Below are 19,846 nucleotides of genomic sequence, written 5' to 3' on the forward strand. Positions count from 1 at the left end.
GCTCTTCCGATCTTCGAGCGTCGCAAAGTCCAGGAACGTGAGGCCGCCGGCATCGAGTTTGTCGTTGGCGCGCGCCGAGAATGGAAGGCACAGCGCGGCCCCAGCCGTTGCCAGGAACAGCCGGCGACCGGACTCCTTTTGTTTTACTTCATCTTCCATATTAGGAATATCTCTTAAGTGCCTACTATATAATACTTATTAATCATTGAGATCGATTTAATCATTGAGATCGATGATCAGACCATCCCTGCAGGGATGCACATGCGGCGGCGTCAAACGGTCGATCTCAGCATAATCCATATCGACGTGAAGATTGGTCAAAAAAGCCCGGACCGGACGAACCCGGGCAATCCATTCGAGCGCCCGATCGAGGTGGGCATGGGTCGGATGCGGGCGAAACCGCATGGCGTCGACGATCAATACCTCGACCCCGGCAATGGCCGCGAAGGCGCTCTCCGGCAGCGCGACGACGTCGTTGGCATAGGCCAGCTGCCCAAACCGAAAGCCCATCGAAGGCGCCAGCCCATGGTCCTGAACGAAGGGCATCACCGGTAGCCCGGCGGCCTGAAAAGGCCCCTCGATCAGGTTGGGCTGATAGATCGGATTGTAGACGCCGCTGCCCTCGGCCTCGAAGCAGTAGCCGAACCGCCGTCGCAGGATCGCAAGTGTCCGCTCGTCCGCCCAGGCTTCGATCCTGCCCTGGCGGATCGCATAGGGCCGCAGGTCGTCGATGCCGTGGACCTGGTCGGCGTGCTCGTGCGTCCAGATCACCGCATCGACCCGTTCGACCCGGGCGTCGAGCAATTGCGAGCGCAGGTCGGGCGAGGTGTCGACCAATAGGGTCTTGCCCTTGTCCTGAACCAGGATGGAGCACCGCCGTCGCTGGTTGCGGCCGTCCTCGGGGTTGGCCGCCCCCCACTCGCCCAGCCCGTCCTTGCCGCCCGGCCGCGGAACGCCCCCGGAGGTGCCGCAGCCCAGGATCGTCACCCGCACCGCTGGCGCTCCGCCTTGGCGAACAGCCGGAAGAAATTGGCCGTGGTGGCCGCTTCGAGTTCAGCGATGCTCACGCCCTTGAGTTCGGCGACCTTGGCAGCGGTATGGGCGACATAGGCCGGTTCATTAGTCTTGCCGCGCTTCGGCACCGGCGCAAGGTAGGGCGAATCGGTCTCCACCAGCAGCCGGTCGAGCGGGATATCCCGGACGATACCGCGCAGGCCCTCCGCCGCCTTGAAAGTCACGATGCCTGAAATCGAAATGTAGAAGCCGAGCGCCAGCGCGCAGCGCGCGACGTCAGGCCCCGATGTGAAGCAATGGATCAGGCCGGGGAAAGCCCCCTTGCCCGCTTCTTCCTGGAGAATGTCGATGGTTTCGCGGTCGGCATCCCTTGTGTGGACGATCAACGGCAAGCCGGTTTGGCGCGACGCGGCAATATGGGCACGAAAGCTCTCCGCCTGTTCGTCGCGCGGACTATGCTCGTAGTAGAAGTCGAGGCCCGTCTCGCCGATGCCCACGACCTTGGGGTGGCGCGCGGCCTCGATCAGCCGATCCGGCGTACGTTGCCCCTCCTCCTTCGCCTCATGCGGATGGACGCCGACCGAGCACCAGATGTTGCCGTGGCGCTCGGCAATGGCCCGGACACGCTCGAACTGGTCGAGTCTGGTGCCGATCGTCAGCATCCCGGCCACGCCCGCCGTTCGGGCGCGCGCCAGCACCCCTGCCTCGTCGCCGGCGAGCTCGGGAAAGTCGAGATGGCAGTGGCTGTCGATCAGCATGTCAGCTTGCCGCGGCGGCCGGTTCGACGAAGCGCGGGAACACGCCTTGCGGCTTGGGCAGCGTCGTTCCGGAGACAAGTTCGCGGTCGAACGCAGCGAAGGTCCGCGCCTCGACCGGCACAGCGAGCTGATCGAGGATCTTGCCGGTCGAGTCGGGCATGAAGGGCTGCACCAGCAGCGTCACCCGCCGGATGGTCTCGGCCAGGACCCACAGCACCGTGTCGCGGCGTACCGGGTCGGTCTTGGCGAGGGCCCACGGTGCTTGCGCATCGACATAACGATTGGCGTCGGCGATTACTTCCCAGATCGAGGTAAGCGCACGATGGAAGGCTTGCTCGTCGAACTCTGCACGCACGACGGCAAGCAGGCCTTTTGCGCGGTCGAGCAGTACTGTGTCTGCCTCCACAAGCGTGCCCTTGGGCGGCACCTTCTCCCCGCAATTCTTGGCCACGATCGACAGCACGCGCTGGCAGAGATTGCCATAGGCGTTGGCGAGATCGGCATTGAGGCGGCCGATCAGGGCGCGCCGCTGGAAATCCCCATCGTTGCCGAAGGGAACTTCACGCAACAAGAAATAGCGAAACGGGTCGAGCCCGAATTCTGCCGTCGCGGCCACCGGATCGATGGCATTGCCCAGCGACTTGGAAATCTTCTGCCCTTCGGTCGTCCACCAGCCTGAGGCGAAGACCCGCTTTGGTGCCGCCACCCCTGCGGCCATCAGGAAGGCCGGCCAGAACACGCAATGAAAGCGGATGATGTCCTTGCCGATGATGTGCAGGTCGGCCGGCCAGAACCGCCACAGCGGATTGCTCTCGTCGGGATAGCCGCACTCGGTGATGTAATTGGTCAGCGCATCCAGCCAGACGTACATGATGTGCTTGGGATCGCCCGGCACGGGTATGCCCCAGGAAAAGCTAGTGCGCGAAACCGAGAGATCCTGCAGGCCGCCCTTCACGAAGCTGATGACCTCGTTGCGCCGGCTTTCTGGCGCGATGAAGCGCGGGTTTTTGTCGTAGAACGCGAGCAGCCGGTCGCCCCACGCCGAGAGCTTGAAGAAATACGACGGCTCCTCGACCCATTCGACTTCGTTGCCGACCGGACCGGCGCGCCGCTTGCCGTCGGTGCCGACCTCGGTCTCGCTGTCGGCGTAATAGGCCTCGTCACGCACCGAGTACCAGCCGGCGTATTTGCCGAGATAGATGTCTCCGGCGGCGACGAGCTTTTCCCACAGTGCCTGACAGGCCGCGTAGTGGCGTTTCTCGGTCGTGCGGATGAAACCGTCGGGGGTGAAATTCATCACACCGATGAGATCGCGGAACGACTGACTCACCTTGTCGGTGAATGCCTGCGGCGACAACCCGGCCACCTCGGCGGCCTTCTCGACCTTCTGGCCGTGCTCGTCGGTGCCCGTGAGGAAATGCACGTCATAGCCGTCGAGGCGCTTGAAACGGGCCATCACGTCACAAGCCAGCGTCGCGTAGGCGTGCCCGATATGGGGCACGTCGTTCACGTAGTAGATCGGCGTGGTGACGTAGAAGGTACTTTGGCCCGACATGATGATTGAACTCCGAACGGTCGCCCTTCCCCGACACTCTTCCGGGAGCGCCGGGTTCAGCGCCTCAGCGCATCGCCGTTTGGAGAGCCAGGAAGCTGCCGAGAACCGTTTGCTTGCGGTCGAGATTGACGGCATCGGCACGGGACAACAGATGGGCGACCTTTTCCCATGCCTCCATCCAGCGATCAAGGCTGGCGGCGGCGAGCAAACGGCCGTTCAGACCGCTCTCCGACGGCACGATGGCTGCAGCTTCGGCGCCCAGAGCCCATTGCCGCGCCAGCCCTTTCTGCCAGCCGTCGAACAGGTAGTTCAGCGAACGCCAGTCGGCATTGGCCTCCTCGCCGCGCTTGGCGAAGCGCTCAGCGAAGGCGTGCAGACGCGGCATGTCGAGGTCGGGCAGCGTCGCCAGCACCTCGACCATCTCGCGGTAGAGTTCGAGGCTCCCGGCGCCGGCGAGTTCCAGGGCGCGGCCGATGCTGCCTTCGGCCAGCCGCGCCAATGCGAGCCTCTCCTCGGGCTTCGTATCCGGCGCATAGTCTCCGATCAGGCGCACGACGGTCTCGTCGGCCAGTGGTTGCAGGGCGAGCCGCCGGCAGCGCGACCGGATCGTCGGCAACAGGCGGCCCGGCGCGTGGGCCACGATCAGCAGGACGGCGTTGGGCGGCGGCTCCTCGAGGACCTTCAGCACCGCATTGGCGCTGTTGCGGTTCATCTCGTCGGCCGAGTCGACGATGGCGACCCGCCATTTTCCCATTGCCGGAGTCATGTGCATGAAGGCGCCGAGCCCGCGCACGTCATCGACGGCGATCTCGGCCCGCATGCGGCCGGTGTCGGGATTGAGGGAACGGCGGAGGTGGAACAGGTCGGGATGCGAGCGTGCATCGACCAACGTCCGGCCCGGAGCATCCGGTGCGACCTCCAGGCTTTCCGGTCCGTCGCCGAACAGGCCGCCCTGCTGCTGGCCGCACAACAGGAAGCGCGCAAAGCGCCAGGCGAGCGTCGCTTTGCCGATGCCGCGCGGCCCGGTCAGCAGCCAGGCATGATGCAGGCGCCCGCTTTGTTGGGCGGCCAGCATGGTCTTTTCCGCATCGTCGTGGCCGACCAGATGCTGACTGCGCCAGGGCGGCGACCAATCATAGGGCCACTCCAGCTTCTCGAGCTCGGCTGGGTCGGCGCTGGTCTTACCTCTCGCCACTGCTTCAGATTCCCAGTCGGCTGCCCACCGCGTCGGCAATCGACGCGGCGATGGTCTCGATGTCCTTGCCGGCGTCGATCACAACGCAGCGCTTGGGATCGGCGGCGGCGATATCGAGAAAGCCGGCGCGAACGCGCTCATGGAAGGCGATCGGCAGGCTTTCGTAGCGCGTTTCCCTGCCCCGCCGCGCGGCAGCGCGCGCCAGTCCCGTCTCGACCGGGAGGTCCAGGATCAGCGTGAGGTCGGGGCAGAAATCGCCGACGGCCATGTCGTAAAGAGCGCCCAGCATCGTGCGGTCAGCGCCATGGCCATAACCCTGATAGGCCATCGTCGAATCGGCAAACCGGTCGCTGATCACCCATGCGCCGCGCTTCAGCGCCGGCCACACCGTCGACCGCAGATGATCACGCCGGGCGGCGAAATGCAGCAACGCCTCGGTGATGCCGTCCCAGCGTTCGACGGGCCCTTCCACCAGCAGTTTGCGCACCATCTCCGCCCCTGGTGCGCCGCCGGGCTCTCGAGTGGCCACGGACTCGTGCCCTCGTTCCTTCAGCCACTCCTTGAGGCGCACGACCTGAGTCGATTTCCCCGCCCCCTCACCGCCTTCCAACGTGATGAAACGCCCCGCGGCGGGGTCGGTCACGACAGCCAGCCAAACAGGTAATGCTGGATCATCGTCGTTACGCGGCCGATGACTCCCATGCGGGGTACGTCGGCACCGACTTCGAGCGGATATTCGATGACCCGGCCATCGGGGATCGTCACCGCGACGGTGCCGATCTTGGTGCCCTTCACAAGTGGCGCCGGCAACGGCCCCTCGAAGCGGGCAACTACACGCGGCGACACAGCCTGGCCGGTGGGCGCGGTGATCTGGACGGGGCGCGCGACGACCAGCGGCACCTTGTCCTGGGCGCCAAGCCAGACCGGCGCTTCCACGACGGTGTCGCCGGCGCGGAAGATCGTCGTGTTGGTGAACTCGCGGAACCCCCACTCCATCAGCCGGGACGTCTCCTGAGCGCGTTCGGCCATGGAGGCGAGGCCATTGACCACGAGGATGAGACGGCGGCCGTCGCGCAGCGCCGACGTCGCCTGGCCATAGCCGCCCTCCTCGGTGTGGCCGGTCTTCAGACCGTCGGTACCCGGCGTGATCTTCAGCAGCCGGTTGCGGTTCTCCTGCCGGATGTTGTTATAGGTCCAGTTGGTCTCCGAATAGTAACGGTAGAGTTTCGGGTAGTCGTCGATCGTGCGCCACGCCAGCACCGCGAGATCGCGCGCCGTGGTGAATTGCCCCTCGGCCGGCCAACCCGACGCGTTCTTGAACACCGTTTTAGTCATGCCGAGTTCGCGGCCACGCTTGGTCATGCGCTCCGCAAAGCTTTCCTCGCTGCCCGACAGTCCCTCGGCAATGACCACGCAAGCGTCATTGCCCGACAGGACGATGATGCCCTTGATCAGATCCTCGACCGACACTTCGCTGCCGAGTTCGAGAAACATGCGCGATCCACCCATTGCTCGCGCGCGCTCACTCACCCGGAAGCGTGAATCGAGCTTGAGCCGGCCCGCGGCCAGTTCTTCGAAAATGATGTAGATCGTCATCATCTTCGACATCGATGATGGCGCCATCGGCTGGTCGGCATCCTTGAACAGCATCACCGTCGAGGTTTGCGGGTCGACCATGAAACCCTGGCGGGCGTAAGTCCCGATGCCGACCTGAGAGGGCGGCAGGGCCTCGGTCTTCGCAGCGGCTGGAGGCGTTGCTGGCTTGGCCGGCGTTGCCGCCGGGGGCTTGGTCCTGGCGGCGGGTTTCTGCGGCTGTGTCTGCTGTCGGCGCGGCGGGTCCTGTTGCTGGGCGTAAGCGGCCACGCCGGCCCCAGCGATGCAGGCCGCTGCGAAAAGCGCCACCACCGGGCGCAGTCGATCAATCCCCAACAACACGAGCCTCACCATAACCTGACCGCTTCAGTCGGTCGGCGACAATGCCGGCGGCATCCGAGGTCGTATAGGGCCCCAGCCTGACGCGATAAACATCGCGTCCGCTGGCCGAGGCCTGTGAAATCTCCGAAGACCCGTAGCTGCGCACTGCGCCGCGTTGGCGTTCGGCATTCTCGGCCGTCGAAAAAGAGCCGGTCTGGACGTAGAAACCACCGCCCGACGGTGTTGGCAACGTCGAGGCGAGAGAGGCGATCGTGGGCCCGCTCTTGCCCGGTGCTGCCGTCGTTTGCTCCTGTGCAATGGCGGGGCTGCGCGGATTGGCGGGCCACCCTGCCTGAACCTGGGTCGAAGGGGGTGCCGCCGCTGGCTGCGCGGTCGCCATGACCTGTTGGGGCGGCTGCGGCGCCCGTCTGCCAGAGGCCAACTGGGCGACCGCCTCGTGCTGCTCGGCCGGTCCGCCTCCGTTGATGGCAACCTCCTTCACCGCCAGGCTTTCCGCCTGGAGCTGCTCGATACGGACCCGGGCAGTCCCATTGCGGATGATGTCGAGTTCCTGGGCGGCGGTGCGCGACAGGTCGATCACCCGATTGCTTGCAAACGGGCCGCGATCGTTGATCCGGACCACGGTCGACTGGCCGTTGGAGAGGTTGGTGACCCTGACGATCGAAGGCATCTGCAGGGTTCGGTGCGCCGCGGTGCGGTCGGCCTGGTCGTAGCGCTCGCCGTTGGCGGTCGATTTGCCGTGGAAGCCCGGCCCGTACCAGGACGCGACGCCGGTTTCTACATGGTTGAATTCTTCCTTCGGCGTGTACCAGACGCCGTCGATTTTGTAGGGGGCGCCGACTTTGTAGGCGCCGCGCTGGGCCGTTCCCGCACTGCCCTTGCCGCCCGAGGTCGAACCACAGGCGCCCAGGCAGGCAATTATTAGGATGGCGCCACAGGCGCGGACGAGTGCCATTAAATCTAAGCTTGAGCTTACTAGGGATAGCCGCATGGTGGCAGTATCATACATCATCTTGGGCGACGGGTGGAGCCAGCTCGTCTCAGGGGACTATGCGGCGATCCGGTCCGAGAGCAAGCCCACCGCAAGGGCGAAAAAATCGGACTGATTCCAGCGCAGGATGGCGCGGAAATTCTCGGTCGTCTGGAACGTCGGTCCGCCCGCGCCAGCCGGACGGACGATGCGAGTGCCCTGCGCCGCCGCCGTTCCCGCCGGCACTTCCTCGCCCCAGCGCACGCCCGGCCGCCAGCCGACCCGCCGCAGGTAGTTCACGATCGAGGCGAAGACGTCGAGCTTGTTCGTCCAGATGTCCATCCGGCCGTCGCCATCGCCGTCGGCGGCATAGGCAATGAAGCTGGTCGGAATGAACTGGCACTGGCCCATGGCGCCGGCCCATGAGCCCTTCATCGCGGCCAAGCCGACGTGCCCCTGCGACAGGATCTTGAGTGCTGCGATCAGCTGGGCTCGGAAGAACTGGGCGCGGAATCCATTATAGACCAGCGTGGCGAGCGCCGGCACGACGTCGAAATCGCCGAGCCGGGTGCCATAGTTGCTTTCGATTCCCCACAAGGCGACGACGATCGACGCCGGAACACCCGCGGGCACGGCAAAGCGGTCGATGGCGCTCCGGTTCTCCGCCAGCAGCGCTCGGCCGCGGCTTATCCGCTCGGGTGAGACGACGATCTCCTGGTAGCGTTCGAACGTCATCTTGAATTCGGGTTGATTGCGCGCGAGTTCCATCACCCGGGGCACTTCCTCGATCCCGTCGAGGGCCGCCGCGAGGGTGCCTTCGTCCACACCCGCGCGCGCCGCCTCGGCACGCACGCCGCGCAACCATGCGGCAAACTTGGCCTCGCTCGTCTGGGCCAGGGCCGGCAGGGGTGTGAGCGCTGCCATCGCACACAACATTCGTCGATTGATCATGAGCGACCGTGGGGTGAAGCGGTGGGAGGAGCGATATCCGGTAATTCTAGCAGGATTCATGGCGACAATCGGGATATGTACCGGTTGCTCCGGACGGAGTAACAAACGCATCCCGGATGGGTGGCCGAGCGGTTTAAGGCACCGGTCTTGAAAACCGGCGTGGGTTCACGCTCACCGTGGGTTCGAATCCCACCCCATCCGCCAACGCGGCGGCGGCCTAGTTCACGCCGTATCGCGCGAACTCCTCGGCAACGTTCGGCTGCAAGCCCTTGGCTGTCAGGATATCGGCATCACCGCCGGCCTTGTCGCCGGTCTTTACCTTTGCCAGGCCACGACCGTAGTACGCGCGGGCGCGCTGCGGGTCGATGGCCAGCGCGGCGTCATACTCGGTGATCGCCTTTGCGTACTGGCCTTGCTTCAGCTCAACCAGCCCGCGGTTGATGTGCACGAAAGGATCCTTGGGCTCGAGCTTCAGAGCCTCGTCGCAATCCGCGACGGCCTGATTCAGGTCCCGGCCGACCACCGCATGGGCCATGCAGCGGTTGTTCAGGGCCGGTACCATCCTGGCATCCAGCTGAAGCGCCTCTGTGTAGTCGGCGATCGACCTCTCGTAGTCGCCTTTGCTGAAGTAGGCGATGCCACGATTGAGATAGTTGTTGGGATCCTTGGGGCGGAGCTTGATCACCTTGTCGAAATCCTCGATCGCACTCTCATAGTCGCCAAGCCCGCTGTAGATGGCGGCACGGCTGCTGTAGAACCGCGGGTTCGTAGGGTCGGCACGTATGGCGTCGGTGATTTCCTCGATCGCGCGAGCGTTGTCACCACGAAGTGAGTAGACGAGCCCCAGGTAGTAGTTGGCCGTTGGATCGGCCGGGCTCAACTTCAGAGCTTCGCTGACATCAGCGATGGCCTTGGAAAAATCCTTCTTCAAGGCGTAGGCATAGCCGCGCTGAGTGAGCGCGTTGATGTTGTCGGGGCTGAGCTTGAGCGCTGCATCGAAATCCGCAACGGCGTCGTCGGGCTTGTTCTGAAAGATGTACGCCATACCGCGGTTGACATACGCCAGAGGTTCCTTCGGATCGATTTTGATCGACTCGGTGTAATCGGCGATCGCGTTCTTGTAGTCATCGATGCGATGGTAAGCCGTACCGCGCTCGAAGTAGGCGAACGCCATGCCCGGTGCCAGCCGAATCGCCTCGTTCAGATCCTTGACGGCCTGCTCCGCGTCGCCTTTTTTCAGATAGGCGGCGCCACGCCCGAGGAAGGCGCGCGGTTCCTTGGGATTGATCTGCATGGCGGATTCGAAATCCTTGAGCGCGTCGTCGTATTCCTGCTTGTCGACCTGCGCCATGCCACGCTGGTAGTAGGCGTTCGCCACCTGATCCGCCGCTTGCGCCTTCTCGCCGTCCATCGCGCCCGGACCTTCCTTGCGCAACCGCAGGATCTCGGCGGTCTGCATGCCGAGTTTCAATGCTTCGGTAAAGTCGGTGATCGCGCGATCGGGATTGTTCTTTTGACGATATGTGACGCCACGATTGATGAGCGCGTTCACCTCTTTCGGATTGAGTTTGAGTGCCGCGTCGAAGTCCGCGATGGCTTCGTCGAACTTTCCTTTCTTGGTGTAGAGAACGATGCCGCGATTGACGAGCGGCGAAGGGTCCTTGGGCGTGAGCTTGCTTGCGGCGCTGTAGTCCTCGATCGCACCGTCGGCATCGCCGATCCGGTGGTAGGCAATTACCCGCTGCATGTGGGTGAAGGCTTGTCCCGGCGCCAGCTTGATCGCTTCGTCGAAGTCGGAGATCGCCTTCTTCAGGTCATTCTTGTACATGTAGGCAGCGCCGCGGCCGACCCACGATGAACCGTCATTCGGATTGAGGCGAATGGCCTCGCTGAAGTCTGCAATGGCCTGATCGTAGAGATTCTTGTCGTAGTATGACAAGCCGCGCTGGAAGTAGACGTACGCGCCCTGGAGCGCGATCCTGTTCTGGTCCTTCGTCTGCGGCGCCAGCTGGCTCGTTACCGCATCCGGAAGCAGAGTGGCGCGCACCGGCTCGATCTTGGGCGGCAGCAACTTGATCGCGTCGGTAAAGTCCGTGATGGCCTTGTTCAGGTCACCCTTTTTTCGATAGACAATGCCGCGGTTGATATAGGCGCTGATCTCCCGGGGGTTGATCTTCAACGCCGCAGTTAAGTCGGCGATCGCGCCCTCGTTGTTGTCTTTTCTGGTGTACAGCACGACGGCGCGACTGATCAGCGGGTAGGTCTCCCGTGGTGCAAGGCGGATGGCGTCGCTGTAGTCGATGATCGCGCGGTCGGCCTCGCCGATGGTCTGATAGACGACGCCGCGCTGGGTGTAGAGGTAGGGATTGGTCGGTGCGGCGTTGATCGCTTCGTTGAAGATTCGAATCGCTTCCCGGTAATCAGCCTTGGAACGTGCCGGGCTACCCGCGCCGCTCTCCGACAGGCCACGATTGAGGTAGGCCAGAGCCAGCGGACCGCCGGCGAGCGAACCGCTCTTGATCGCCTCCGTGCACGCGATCACTTTCTGCGCCGCATCTGCGCCCGTCAGCCCGTTGCAGACATCCGCCGGGCTGGGTTGAGCCGATGGTGCAGGCTTGGCTGGCTGCTGCGCCGGCTTGGCCGGCGCCTGGCCATAGGCCGGCGCAAGGCTCCAGCCGAGCATGCTGGCGCTCGCGACACAGGCGGCCAGGCCAAGCGCAATGCGACCCACAAAAACCCACATGACGTACCTCGTGGCACCGCTTGTGGCCCCCAATGCCGACCCGCGGTTCGCGACCATAAGTGACAGCATTTCCCGACTTTTCAAGCGTCAGGAAAGCGTACAATGACGGTGCCGGACACAATCGCGCCACATCGGGCGGAATGTCACCGAAGCGATCGACCGGGCCTCGCATTTTGGCAGCCGAGCGCCGGCAATCCGCAAGTCGGGAACTCGTGTAGACTGGCACGATGCAAACGCTCGCCATCTCCCCCCTGACCACCGCCCAGGCTGTCGTGTCGATGCTGGAAGTGAACGGCATCGACACGATCTACTGCCTGCCCGGCGTCCAGAACGATCCGTTCTTCGACGCCTTGTACGACCGCACCAATGCCATCCGCCCCATCCATGCGCGACATGAACAGGCTTGTGCCTACATGGCCCTGGGCCATGCCATGGCGACCGGTAAGCCCTCTGCCTACGTCGTGGTGCCGGGGCCGGGGTTCCTGAACACAACGGCGGCACTGTCGACGGCCTATGCCGTCAATGCGCCGGTATTTGCGCTCACGGGACAGATCCAGCAGGCGATGATCGGTCGCAACGTGGGCCTGCTGCACGAGTTGCCGGACCAGCTTTCGATCATGCGCGGCCTTACGAAGTGGGCCGATCGCCTGCGCTCACCGGCGGAGGCCCCTGGCATGGTGAACGAGGCGTTCCGCCGCCTGCTCTCCGGTCGGCCGCGTCCGGTCGGCCTCGAGTGCGCCATGGACACCTGGGCGCGGCGGGCTCCGGTGGAACTGATCGCCGAGCCGGCTCGACCCGATCCCTGCCCTGTCGACGAGGAGGCCGTCGAGCGTGCGGTCAAACTCCTGGGTGCGGCCGCCCGACCGCTGATCGTGGTCGGTGGCGGCGCGCAGGAGGCCGGCGAGTGGGTTCGCCTGATCGCCGAAATGCTCGACGCGCCGGTCATGACCGGACGCATGGGACAGGGCGTGCTGGACGGCCGGCACAAATTGTCGGTCACCATGCCGGCCGGCTATCGCTTTTGGGGCGAGGCCGACGTCGTGCTGGCCGTTGGCACGCGGCTGCAGCCGCAGCAGCAGAACTGGGGGCTCGACGACTCGCTCAAGATCATTCGCATCGATATCGACTCCGAGGAACTCGATCGCCAACGCAAGCCGGAGATCGGCATCGTTGGCGATGCCGCCGCGACGCTGAAGGCCCTGGCGAATCGGCTGGCCGGGCACAACGCCAAGCGCAACGGTCGCGCCGAAGCCGTCGCCGAGACGAAAGCGGCGGCCGCCAAAAGGATCCGCGAGACGCTGGCGCCGCAGATCGGCTACCTCGAGGCCATCCGCAGGGCGCTGCCGGAAGACGGCATCCTGGTCGATGAACTGACCCAGATGGGCTACGCCGCCCGCCTCGCCTACCCGACCTACAAGCCCCGCACGTTCCTCTCGCCGGGCTACCAGGGTACGCTGGGCTGGGGCTATGCCACGTCGCTCGGCGCCAAGAGCGCCAGGCCCGACACGCCGGTCGTGTCGATCAGCGGCGATGGCGGCTTTCTGTTCACTGCGATGGAAATGGCGACGGCCGCCCAGCACGGCATCGGCGTCGTGGCCGTTGTCTTCAGCGACGGCGCCTACGGCAACGTCCGCCGCATCCAGCAGCAGTCGTTCAACAACCGCACGATCGCCAGCGACCTGCGCAATCCCGACTTCGTCAAGCTGGCGGAGAGCTTTGGCCTCGATGCGGTGCGGGTGAAATCGCCGGAGGAACTGGGCACGGCGATCTCGCGTGGCATCGCCAAGGGTGGCCCGATGCTGATCGACTGTCCGGTCGGCCAGCTTCCCGACCCGTGGCCGCTGGTCCAGGTACCGCGGATCAGGCCCCGTAAGTCTTGATCACATCGGGGTCGGGGTCTCGGCCCAGCCCCGGCCCGGTCGGCAGTGCAAATCTGCCATCCTTCGGCATGATGAGTTCGCCGTAGAGGCTTGCTTCCAGGTCCATGTGGTAGCGCTCGATCATGCCGCCCGGCGTGCCGTGCGCCGCCAGGAGATGCAGGGTCGCAAGGAAGCCCGGCCCGAAATAGGGCGAGTGCGGCATCAGGGTGACGCCCGCGGCGTCACAGAGCGTTGCCACCTTCAGGAACTCCGTGATGCCGCCCACCTTGGTGACGCTGGGCTGGGCGTAGTCGACGGCACCGGCTGCGAGCATCTCGCGGAACTGGAAGGATGTGCAGAGATTCTCGCCGGCCGCCATGGCAACGCCCGTGCCAGCACGCAGTTTGGCGATCGCGGTGAAATCCTCGGGTGGGAAGATCGGCTCCTCCAGCCAGAAGAGATCGTACGGCCGAAGCTTCAGGGTCATGTGGCGTGCCTGCTCGGGCGTCCACGGGCAGTTGGTGTCGACCATGATTGCAACACCGTCGCCCGCCGCCTCGCGCGCCGCGCGCACCTCGGGCTCCTCGGTCTCGTGTAGCTTGATGTGACGGTAGCCTTCGGCGACCGCCTGCGCGGTCCGCGCCGCGACCTTCTCGGGATCGCGATACTTCAGCAGGCTGGCGTAGGCCGGCAAGCCATCGCGCCGCGCGCCGCCCAGCAGACGATAGAGCGGCAGGTTGGCCGCCTTGCCGGCGATGTCCCACAGCGCGATGTCGAGGCCTGACAGGGCGAAGATGGTGAGACCGTAGCGGCCGAACAGGTGCAGCTTCTGCTGCAGGTCGTAAGAGAGGCCGGCGATGTCGCGTGCGTCCTGTCCAATCGCAAGGGGCGCCACCATGTTGTGGAGCGCGGCCTTCACCGCGTCGGTACAGCCGTAGCAGAAGGCCTCGCCCCAGCCGACCAGGCCGGTGTCGGTTTCGACCCGGACGAGCAGGATGTTGTTGGTCGTCCAGGTGCGCAGGCCTTCGCCTTTGTGGCTGCCCCCGAAGGTGTAAGGCACCTTGACCGAGTGGCTGTCGATGCGGGCGATCTTCATTCGACTTTACCTTTCAAGCGTATGTCGGCGAGAAGTTTCTCGGCAAAAGACTGGTCGGCCAACCGCTTGGACGTGAAACGCGGATCGCGGTGCGGCGCGTCAGCGAGGAAGTGGCTGGTGAGGCGAGCCGAGAGCGGCGGTGGCGTCGTGTCATTCTCGGGCATTTCGACTTCGGCCATGGCGAAGTATGTCTGGCCGTCATCGTTCTTGAAGAAGTCGACATCCCAGTGGAAGCGTCCGTCCGGCCATGAATAGCGCGTCTTGCGCAGCGACTCGCGGCGCTCGGTCCACAGGCGGTCGAAATCCGAGGCGACGATGTCGGTTTCGATCTCCACCACCTGGCCCGCGATCTCCCGCTTGTAGGTGAAGACGTGAGCGCGCTTGCCGTCGGTCTCCACCGACCGGATACGCAGCCCGGGAGCATCGAGATAGGCTTGCCGAAGCAAGGAACGCGTCACGCCGGGCACCTGCGCCAGGCGCGCTTCGAGCTTGCCATCGTCGTCGAGGACAAATTTGCGTTCGTTTTCGATCGGCATGCTAGAATTGTTACCATGGCCATACAGACGATCGACGAACTCCCGACGCCCTCGCTCATTCTCGACCGGGCGATCCTGCGGCGCAACCTCAAGCGCATGAGCGACCGCCTCCGTGATGCCGGCGTAATGCTGCGTCCCCACCTCAAGACCGCGAAATCCATCCAGGTCGGCCGCATGGCCGTCGAGGGCCATGACGGCCGCATCACGGTGTCGACCCTGGCGGAAGCGCGCTACTTCGCCGACGGCGGCTTCAAGGACATTCTCTACGGCGTCGGCATCGTGCCGGCGAAGCTGCCGGCCATCGCCGAGCTGCGCCGCAAGGGCGTCAACCTGCGCGTGGTGACGGACAATCTGGCGGTCGCCAGGGCCATCGCAGCGGCCGCCGCGGCGGGCGACACGTTTTCCGTCTTCATCGAGATCGACAGCGGCGCCGGCCGTGCCGGATTGCCCTTTCCGGAACTGCCGGGCCTGCTCGACATCGCCGCGGTCCTGCACGCTGCGCCAGGCGTCGAACTGGCCGGCGTCATGACCCACGCCGGCCACTCGTATCATCAGAGCACGCCCGGCGGCATTGCCGCCGTCGCCGAACAGGAACGCCGCGCGATCGTGGGCGCAGCCGAGGCGCTGCGCACGGCAGGCATCCCCTGCCCGATCGTGTCCGGTGGCTCGACGCCGACGGCCATGCACTCGCGCGATTTCACCGGGATCACCGAGATGCGGCCGGGTGTCTATGTCTTCAACGACCTCGACCAGGAGTTCATCGGCTCCTGCGCTACCGGCGATCTCGCGCTCTCGGTCCTTGCCTCGGTGATCGGTCACTATCCGCATCGCAACCAGTTGCTGGTCGATGCCGGTGCCTTGGCTTTGTCCAAGGATATCAGCGCCCAGGAGTTCCAGCCCAAGGTTGGCTTCGGTACGATCGCCGGCACTTCGACTGGTGGCCTCGCAGTGGTCGACTGCTCGCAGGAGCACGGCTTCGTGGGCTCCGACGATCCCCTGCCCTACGCCGCCCTCCCGGTGGGCTCGCGGGTCCGCATCCTGCCCAATCATGCCTGTATCACCGCGGCGGCATACGACCGCTACTACGTTGTCGACAGCGATCTCGACGGCGGCAAGTCCGTGGTTGACGTCTACGACCGCATCAACGGCTGGTAAACGCTACAGCGAATTCACTGTGTGGCCGCCGTCGACGGTCACGATGCTGCCGGTCATGAACGCGCCGGCCTCGGACGCCAGCAACAGCAGCGCCCCGTCGAGATGCCCAGGTTGGCCGATGCGGCGCTGAGGGATGCGTTCGATCAGACGCTGGCCACCCGGCGTCTTCCAGAACGGGCTGTTCATTTCGGTTTCGATATAGCCGGGGCAGATCGCATTGACCCGGATGTCATGGCGCGCCCACTCCATCGCCAGCGCCCGCGTGAGGTGAATGAGGCCGGCCTTGGAGGCGTTGTAGGGCGCCACCTGCCCGATGGTGCGCAACCCCAGGATCGAGGCGATGTTGACGATGACACCCGGCCGCTTGTCGACCACCCAGCGTCTGGCCGCTCCCTGCGCCACCAGCCAGGCGCCGCGCAGGTTGGTATCGACGACGGAGTCCCAGTCTTCCTCCGGCATGTCGAGTGCCGGCTTCACGATCGAGATGCCGGCATTGTTGACGACGATGTCCAGCGGCCCGGCTGCCTCGAGGGCAGTGGTGATCGACGTGCCCGACTGCACGTCAAGATCGACGGCGGTAGCCTTAACGCCCTTCTTTTCCAGTTCCGCCTGCAGAGACGCCAGGCGCTCAGCGCGGCGAGCGGCCAGCACGACCGATGCGCCCGCAGCGCCGAGGCAATGCGCGAAATGAGCACCAAGCCCCGACGACGCGCCGGTGACCAACGCCACCTTGCCGCTAAGGTCGAATAGCTTGGACATCGCCGCGGCTCCCTTGTTTCATGCTCGCCTTATAGGCGAGCGCCACATCCGGAGGAAACATGGATCTCGGTCTCAAGGGCGCGCGGGTGCAGTACTGAAGCCAGTATCGCGCACGCCCTGGCCGCTGGTCGGTCTGCTGGTGGCCGCGGGCATCGTTGCCGCCTTCCATGTCGGCAAGGTTCCGCCGTCGATCCCATCGATCCGCGAGGATCTTGGGGCGAGCCTGCGTCAGGCCGGTTGGCTGCTCTCGACCGTCAACCTGATCACGGCGCTGGGCGGCATGGCGATCGCGCTCACCGCCGACCGCTTCGGTCACCGCCGTCTGGTTCTGCTGGGAACGGGTCTCTGTGCCCTGGCGAGCCTGCTCGGCGCCTTCGCCGGCGGCGTCGATCTCCTGTTGGTGTGGCGCGTGGTCGAGGGTCTCGGGTTCATCGCTGTTGCGGTGGCGGTGCCCACTCTGCTGCTGCGCATCGCCAGCACCGCCGATCAGCGGCTCACGATGGCGGTGTGGACCACCTACATGCCGGCCGGCGCCGGCACGATGATGCTGATCGCCGCAATGATCCTGCCCGACACCTCATGGCGGGTCGTCTGGCTGGTGGCGTCGGCCGTGTCGGCTCTCATGCTCGCCGCCCTGCTCCTGGGCGCCTTGAAGCGGCGTGAACTCGACCGCCTGCCGACCAGCCATCACCCGGTGCTTGAAGAAATGAGGGAAGTGGCGACCAGCGGCGGCCCATTGGCCATAGCTCTCTGCTTCGGCGCCTATTCCTGCTGCTGGTTCGCGGTCGTGGGCTTCCTGCCCACGCTGCAGATCGATCGTCTTGGCTTCTCGACCTCGACTGCCGCCATCGTGACCGCCCTGGTCGCCATGGTGAACATCACCGGCAATCTGTCGGCCGGCTGGCTGCTGCATCATGGCGTGTCGCGCGTCGTCGTGATCGTCGGCGCCGCAATCACGATGTCGTTCTGCGCCGCCGGCATTTTCGTCGACGGCGTGCCGGACGTGCTGCGGCTGGTGCTGGCGGGCATCTATTCGGCTGTGATCGGGGTCATTCCTGGCTCCTTGTTCACGGCGATCCCGGTCCACGCACCGCGGCCGCAGCTCGCTGGTGCCGCCACCGGCCTGCTGATGCAGGGCTCGAACATCGGCAGCCTGCTGGGGCCGCCGATCACCGGCGCGCTGGTCGCCGCGGCGGGCTGGCCGAGCGCCGCCTGGCTCACAACCATCGCCCTCTGGGTGGCGGCGGGCGCCGGTCTCTTCCTGCACTGGCGCGAAAAGCGTACGATACCGGGAGCGTCGCAAGGAACAGCGTGATGATCTACGTCGACATCGTCTCGGATACGATCTGCCCCTGGTGCTACATCGGCAAGCGCCGCTTCGAGCGTGCCCTGGCGCTGAGCGGCCGTAACGATGTGGCGATTTCCTGGCGGCCGTTCCAGCTCAATCCCGACATGCCTGCCGAGGGCATGACCCGCGACGATTATGTCCGCGCCAAGTTCGGCGGCGGCGACCGTCCCCGCCAGATCTACCAGGCCATCGCCGAGAGCGGCCGGGAGGCGGGAATCGAGTTCCAGTTTTCCCGCATCCGGCGCACGCCCAATACAGTTCTGTCGCATCGGCTGGTTCATTGGAGTGCCAAGAGCGAGGCACAGGACGAGGTCGTGGCCGAGCTCTTCAAGGCCTATTTCGAGGAGGGGCTCGACATCGGCGACCTTGACACCCTCGTCGCCTGCGCCGTGCGCGCCGGCATCGACGAGACCATGACGCGCAACTATCTCCTGAGCGACGAGGGCCGGCAGGAGGTCGTCGCCTCCGACGTCTATGCCCGCCGCCTCGGCATCAACGGCGTTCCATGTTTCATCGTGAACCGAAAGTACGCCGTTTCCGGCGCCCAGCCGCCGTCCGCCTTCGTCGAGGTATTCAATCTCGCCGAGCGCGATGCAGCCACCAGCGCGGCGCAATCGACGGCCTGAGCAATTTATATGTCGAATAACATATGATATGTTAATCGACATATTATGAGGTCGGAATGCCCGCAAGCCCCGCTCGCAAAGCCCGAACCCGCGCCGAAATCCTCGACCATGCCGCGCGGCTGTTCCGGCTGCGCGGCCATGCCGGCACCAACATCGACGACATCATGCTGGCGGCTGGCCTCACGCGCGGCGCCTTCTACGCCCACTTTACGTCGAAGGACGCGCTGTTCGCCGAGACGGTCCGGGCTGGATACGGCCTGGCCGGCAGGCTGCGGGCCGGTGAGGTCGAGGCTGTGCTCGACGAATACCTAGACAAAGACGCGTTGGCGGCGACCGCGCGCGCCTGCGCCCTGGCCGCCCTCCCCGGCGACGTGGCGCGCGGCCCTCTGGCGGCCCAACTCGCCTACGCCAACCAGCTTCACATCGCGATCGGCGAACTGGCGCGCGGCCGCCGTCGCAAGCTCGACGCCGATGCCACGGCCGCCGCGATCCTGGCGATCGGTGCCGTCATCCTTGCCCGTGCCTCCGGCGACAGGCGGCTCGGCGACTGGCTGCTGCGCTGCGCGCGGCGGACGACGAAGACGCTCCTCAAGCCGCCAGTTTCGCGAGCCCGGCCAAAATCGACGTCACGCCGGAAATCCGCTGCCGCTCGTCGGCCCAAACGCGCTGCACGATCACGCGATGGTCGGGCCTGAGCTTGACCAGCGGCGCATTCTTCTGGATCCAGGCGATCAACTTGTCGGGCCTGGCAAACTTGTTGTCGTGGAATGACAGCACGAGCGCCTTCTCGCCGGCATCGATCCGGTCGACGCTGGCGGCCCGGCAGAGCATCTTCAGGGCCACCGTGTTCAGCAGGAACTCGGCCTCCACCGGCATCTTGCCGAAGCGATCGACCATTTCGGCCGCGAAGGAGTCGATCTCGGCCTGGTTCTCGAGCGCACCGATGCGGCGGTAGAGCCCCATCCGCACGCTGAGCTCGCCGACGTATTCCTCCGGAATGAGCACCGGAATGCCGAGATTGATCTGCGGCGACCAGTCGGCCTTCTCGGCCTCCTCCGCCCGGCCCCGCGCCGAGGCCACGGCCTCGTCGAGGAGCTGCTGGTAGAGCTCGATGCCGACCTCGCGAATATGGCCGGATTGTTCCTCGCCCAGGAGATTGCCGGCGCCGCGGATGTCGAGATCGTAGCTTGCGAGCTGGAAGCCGGCACCCAAGGTGTCGAGGGTCTGCATCACGTCGAGGCGCTTCGAGGCGGCCTCGTTGAGCGCCTTGCCCGGCGGCACCGTGAGATAGGCATAGGCCCGGGTCTTGCCACGGCCGATGCGGCCGCGCAGCTGGTAGAGCTGGG

The 19,846-nt window shown here is 65.3% G+C and carries 18 protein-coding genes and 1 tRNA gene; 6 read left to right on the forward strand and 13 right to left on the reverse strand.

Annotated elements, in window-relative coordinates:
* Positions 1-216 precede the first annotated feature (216 nt).
* The 8 genes from EPO55_RS05870 to EPO55_RS05905 form a co-directional block, all read right to left on the reverse strand.
* Positions 217-993 (reverse strand): MBL fold metallo-hydrolase, encoded by a 777-nt coding sequence (locus EPO55_RS05870; RefSeq protein ID WP_296335584.1) that lies wholly within the window; start codon positions 991-993, stop codon positions 217-219.
* Positions 984-1,772 (reverse strand): TatD family hydrolase, encoded by a 789-nt coding sequence (locus EPO55_RS05875; RefSeq protein WP_296335585.1) that lies wholly within the window; start codon positions 1,770-1,772, stop codon positions 984-986. Before EPO55_RS05875 ends, EPO55_RS05870 begins: the two co-directional genes overlap by 10 nt.
* 1 nt (position 1,773) lies before the next feature.
* Complete coding sequence (gene metG / locus EPO55_RS05880) at positions 1,774-3,327, reverse strand: methionine--tRNA ligase (RefSeq protein WP_296335587.1); 1,554 nt, start codon at positions 3,325-3,327, stop codon at positions 1,774-1,776.
* 64 nt (positions 3,328-3,391) lie between these two features.
* The gene (locus EPO55_RS05885; RefSeq protein WP_296335588.1) at positions 3,392-4,522 is read right to left on the reverse strand and encodes a DNA polymerase III subunit delta'; all 1,131 of its coding nucleotides are present in this window, start codon (positions 4,520-4,522) and stop codon (positions 3,392-3,394) included.
* A 4-nt stretch (positions 4,523-4,526) separates the two neighbouring features.
* Positions 4,527-5,165, reverse strand: coding sequence for a dTMP kinase (gene tmk, locus EPO55_RS05890; protein ID WP_296335589.1), 639 nt, complete (start codon positions 5,163-5,165; stop codon positions 4,527-4,529).
* Positions 5,162-6,457, reverse strand: coding sequence for a D-alanyl-D-alanine carboxypeptidase family protein (locus tag EPO55_RS05895; protein WP_296335590.1), 1,296 nt, complete (start codon positions 6,455-6,457; stop codon positions 5,162-5,164). The genes tmk and EPO55_RS05895 overlap by 4 nt, the downstream gene beginning before the upstream one ends.
* The gene (locus EPO55_RS05900; protein WP_296335592.1) at positions 6,441-7,412 is read right to left on the reverse strand and encodes a septal ring lytic transglycosylase RlpA family protein; all 972 of its coding nucleotides are present in this window, start codon (positions 7,410-7,412) and stop codon (positions 6,441-6,443) included. The genes EPO55_RS05895 and EPO55_RS05900 overlap by 17 nt, the downstream gene beginning before the upstream one ends.
* A gap of 93 nt (positions 7,413-7,505) precedes the next feature.
* Positions 7,506-8,351 carry a lytic murein transglycosylase gene (locus tag EPO55_RS05905; protein ID WP_296335593.1) on the reverse strand — a complete coding sequence of 282 codons (846 nt, stop codon included), beginning with the start codon at positions 8,349-8,351 and terminating at the stop codon, positions 7,506-7,508.
* Positions 8,352-8,492: 141 nt separating this feature from the next.
* Here EPO55_RS05905 and EPO55_RS05910 point away from each other — a divergent pair.
* Positions 8,493-8,582 (forward strand) — tRNA-Ser (locus EPO55_RS05910).
* Positions 8,583-8,595: 13 nt separating this feature from the next.
* Here EPO55_RS05910 and EPO55_RS05915 read toward each other — a convergent pair.
* Positions 8,596-11,121 carry a tetratricopeptide repeat protein gene (locus EPO55_RS05915; protein ID WP_296335594.1) on the reverse strand — a complete coding sequence of 842 codons (2,526 nt, stop codon included), beginning with the start codon at positions 11,119-11,121 and terminating at the stop codon, positions 8,596-8,598.
* Between the two features lie 227 nt (positions 11,122-11,348).
* Between EPO55_RS05915 and EPO55_RS05920 the strand changes: the two genes are divergently transcribed.
* A complete protein-coding gene (locus EPO55_RS05920; protein ID WP_296335595.1) occupies positions 11,349-13,001 on the forward strand; it encodes a thiamine pyrophosphate-dependent enzyme in 1,653 nt (550 codons plus the stop codon).
* On the opposite strand, the gene EPO55_RS05925 is transcribed toward EPO55_RS05920, so the two are convergent.
* Positions 12,982-14,076, reverse strand: a complete 1,095-nt coding sequence (locus EPO55_RS05925; RefSeq protein WP_296335597.1) for a mandelate racemase/muconate lactonizing enzyme family protein — start codon at positions 14,074-14,076, stop codon at positions 12,982-12,984. The two genes, EPO55_RS05920 and EPO55_RS05925, sit on opposite strands and share 20 nt — an antisense overlap.
* Positions 14,073-14,612, reverse strand: a complete 540-nt coding sequence (locus EPO55_RS05930; RefSeq protein WP_296335599.1) for a CYTH domain-containing protein — start codon at positions 14,610-14,612, stop codon at positions 14,073-14,075. The genes EPO55_RS05925 and EPO55_RS05930 overlap by 4 nt, the downstream gene beginning before the upstream one ends.
* Positions 14,613-14,627: 15 nt before the next feature.
* Between EPO55_RS05930 and EPO55_RS05935 the strand changes: the two genes are divergently transcribed.
* Positions 14,628-15,767 carry an alanine racemase gene (locus tag EPO55_RS05935; protein WP_296335600.1) on the forward strand — a complete coding sequence of 380 codons (1,140 nt, stop codon included), beginning with the start codon at positions 14,628-14,630 and terminating at the stop codon, positions 15,765-15,767.
* 3 nt (positions 15,768-15,770) lie between these two features.
* Here the strand turns inward: EPO55_RS05935 and EPO55_RS05940 are convergent, their stop codons facing one another.
* Positions 15,771-16,526: a glucose 1-dehydrogenase gene (locus EPO55_RS05940; RefSeq protein ID WP_296335601.1), complete on the reverse strand. Its 756-nt coding sequence runs from the start codon at positions 16,524-16,526 to the stop codon at positions 15,771-15,773.
* A gap of 139 nt (positions 16,527-16,665) precedes the next feature.
* Between EPO55_RS05940 and EPO55_RS05945 the strand changes: the two genes are divergently transcribed.
* Genes EPO55_RS05945 through EPO55_RS05955 form a run of 3 tightly spaced genes read left to right on the forward strand, consistent with a single transcriptional unit; the run spans position 16,666 to position 19,195 of the window.
* Positions 16,666-17,841, forward strand: a complete 1,176-nt coding sequence (locus EPO55_RS05945) for an MFS transporter (protein ID WP_296335602.1) — start codon at positions 16,666-16,668, stop codon at positions 17,839-17,841.
* Positions 17,841-18,500: a DsbA family oxidoreductase gene (locus EPO55_RS05950; protein ID WP_296335603.1), complete on the forward strand. Its 660-nt coding sequence runs from the start codon at positions 17,841-17,843 to the stop codon at positions 18,498-18,500. The genes EPO55_RS05945 and EPO55_RS05950 overlap by 1 nt, the downstream gene beginning before the upstream one ends.
* 56 nt (positions 18,501-18,556) lie before the next feature.
* Complete coding sequence (locus EPO55_RS05955) at positions 18,557-19,195, forward strand: TetR family transcriptional regulator (protein ID WP_296335604.1); 639 nt, start codon at positions 18,557-18,559, stop codon at positions 19,193-19,195.
* On the opposite strand, the gene EPO55_RS05960 is transcribed toward EPO55_RS05955, so the two are convergent.
* The coding region (locus EPO55_RS05960; RefSeq protein ID WP_363718603.1) for a TRCF domain-containing protein at positions 19,089-19,846 on the reverse strand (758 nt) is incomplete at its 5' end. The two genes, EPO55_RS05955 and EPO55_RS05960, sit on opposite strands and share 107 nt — an antisense overlap.

This window comes from Reyranella sp. (assembly GCF_004296935.1).
Taxonomy (GTDB): Bacteria; Pseudomonadota; Alphaproteobacteria; order Reyranellales; family Reyranellaceae; genus Reyranella.